Source organism: Mizugakiibacter sediminis, from assembly GCF_000953855.2.
Taxonomy (GTDB): Bacteria; Pseudomonadota; Gammaproteobacteria; order Xanthomonadales; family Rhodanobacteraceae; genus Mizugakiibacter; species Mizugakiibacter sediminis.
Genome location: NZ_DF970149.1, coordinates 1 through 1,829, shown reverse-complemented (window position 1 = coordinate 1,829; position 1,829 = coordinate 1). Strand labels below are relative to the sequence as shown.

Here is a 1,829-nt window from a genome sequence, read left to right as displayed (position 1 = left end):
GGCGATTATATACTTGACAAACCCAAGAATCGGCGTAGCCTGATCCCAAGATAGGAGTTCAGCTATGGCCGCCGACATTCTTGCCCCCCAGTTTCAGGACGCCGACAAGGCCCGCGAATACCTTGAGCGGCTCCGCTGGCCGAACGGTCCGGTTTGTCCGCATTGCGGCGTCGAAGGCCAACACTACGCCCTGAAGGGGGCGGCGCATCGTCCGGGCCTATGGAAGTGTAAGGACTGCCGAAAGCAGTTCAGCGTCACCGTCGGCACTGTGTTCGAGCGCAGCAAGGTTCCGCTGAACAAGTGGCTGCTGGCCGTGCACCTGATTTGCGCCAGCAAGAAGGCCATGAGTTCGCACCAGATTCACCGCATGCTCGGAGTTACCTACAAGTCGGCGTGGTTCATGGCCCATCGCATCCGCGAAACCATGAAGCCGGGATCGACTGGCCTGATGGGTACTGGTGGTGGCGTAGTCGAAGCCGATGAAACCTATTGGGGCAACAACGGCAAGCAGCGCAAGGGTGCTCGCGGCTACGCGCACAAGATGAAGGTCGTTTCGCTGGTCGAGCGCAACGGCGAGAAGCGCAGCATTGTGGTGCCGGCTGTGACCGGCAAGACTCTGCGCGCTGTCCTTGAGGCGAATGTGAGCAAGTCGGCGCACCTGATGACCGACGAGCATGCTGGCTACACCAAGGTTGGCCGCGAGTTTGCCTCCCACAACGTGACCCGCCACAGCCGTGGAGAGTACGCGGTGGGTAACGTGCATTCGAATACCGCTGAATCGAGCTTCAGTCTGCTGAAGCGTGGCCTGATTGGCACTTTCCACCATGTAGGTGAACAGCACCTGCAGCGGTACGTAACGGAATTCGATTTCCGGTGGAATAATCGCAAACTGTGCGACAGTGACCGCACGCAATCGCTCCTCCGCCAAGTTGGCGGACGGCGGCTGACCTATCGAGTTTCTGATCGGTAACGCAGAGATTCAGGCCACGACCGGGGCTAGTGGTTTAGAGGGCGCCACGATGGTTGATGACGACATCTATACGTTCCGAATTGCCGCGTACTCGCCGGACACCATCCCTATGGCTCGTCTGGCCGAATACATGGCGGAGCTCGCCGCTATGTTCGGCGAGAAGGATCGTGTCCATTTCAAGGGGCTGGAGCCTGGAAGCACCAAGCTACTAAGCAGGGTGGAGCGCGAGGCTGCGCCGAAAGTCAGGGACAACGTAACCGGGGCAGCCTCTGGCGAAGTAATCGAGGCCGCTGGTGCGTTCAAGCGACTCAACGAGATGCTTCGCAAGGATAATGCCGAGGGAGAACTGAGCCGTAGTGGCACGAACGTCCTGAATTTTCCGGGCCGAAAAACTATTCGTCCACCGAAGCTAGGCCCGTTCACACAGGGAGTTTCGAAGGATGGAATCCTTGTTCGCATCGGTGGCAAGGACAAAAGCGCGCACGCCATCATTGAAGATGGCGACGGAAATACTTGGAGCTTCGAGGTTTCAAGGGAACTTGCGAAAGAACTGGCACATTACCTCTTCGGGAAACCTCTTCGCCTTTCGGGTCATGGAAGATGGTTTCGCGATGAAGAAGGTCAATGGCAATACAGCAGCCTGAAGGCTGTTGAGTTCAAAGTTCTCGACGACGCCAGTTTGGCGGCAATCATCGGGAAGATCAGAGGGTTACCTAAAGAGACATGGAAACAAGGGGTTGACCCCATCGAAATGCTTCGTTCGCTCAGGGATGATGGGGGCGGGGTGAACTGATGGTAATCATGGATTCGACAACTCTATTGCTCCTGTTCTACCCGAATGCCAGTCAGCCGGTTGATG

General features: G+C 57.2%; 2 protein-coding genes. Both read left to right on the top strand.

The features are described 5' to 3' along the window. The first annotated feature begins 64 nt into the window (after nt 1–64). Nucleotides 65–970, top strand: a complete 906-nt coding sequence (locus tag MBSD_RS01900) for an IS1595 family transposase (protein WP_062534543.1) — start codon at nt 65–67, stop codon at nt 968–970. Nucleotides 971–1,019: 49 nt separating this feature from the next. Then, a complete protein-coding gene (locus tag MBSD_RS15090; protein ID WP_148667789.1) occupies nt 1,020–1,763 on the top strand; it encodes a hypothetical protein in 744 nt (247 codons plus the stop codon). Nucleotides 1,764–1,829: the final 66 nt, after the last annotated feature.

Coding starts and splice junctions, on each gene's coding strand:
- MBSD_RS01900 (WP_062534543.1), top strand. CDS start 65: ATGGCCGCCGACATTCTTGCCCCCCAGTTTCAGGACGCCGACAAGGCC.
- MBSD_RS15090 (WP_148667789.1), top strand. CDS start 1,020: ATGGTTGATGACGACATCTATACGTTCCGAATTGCCGCGTACTCGCCG.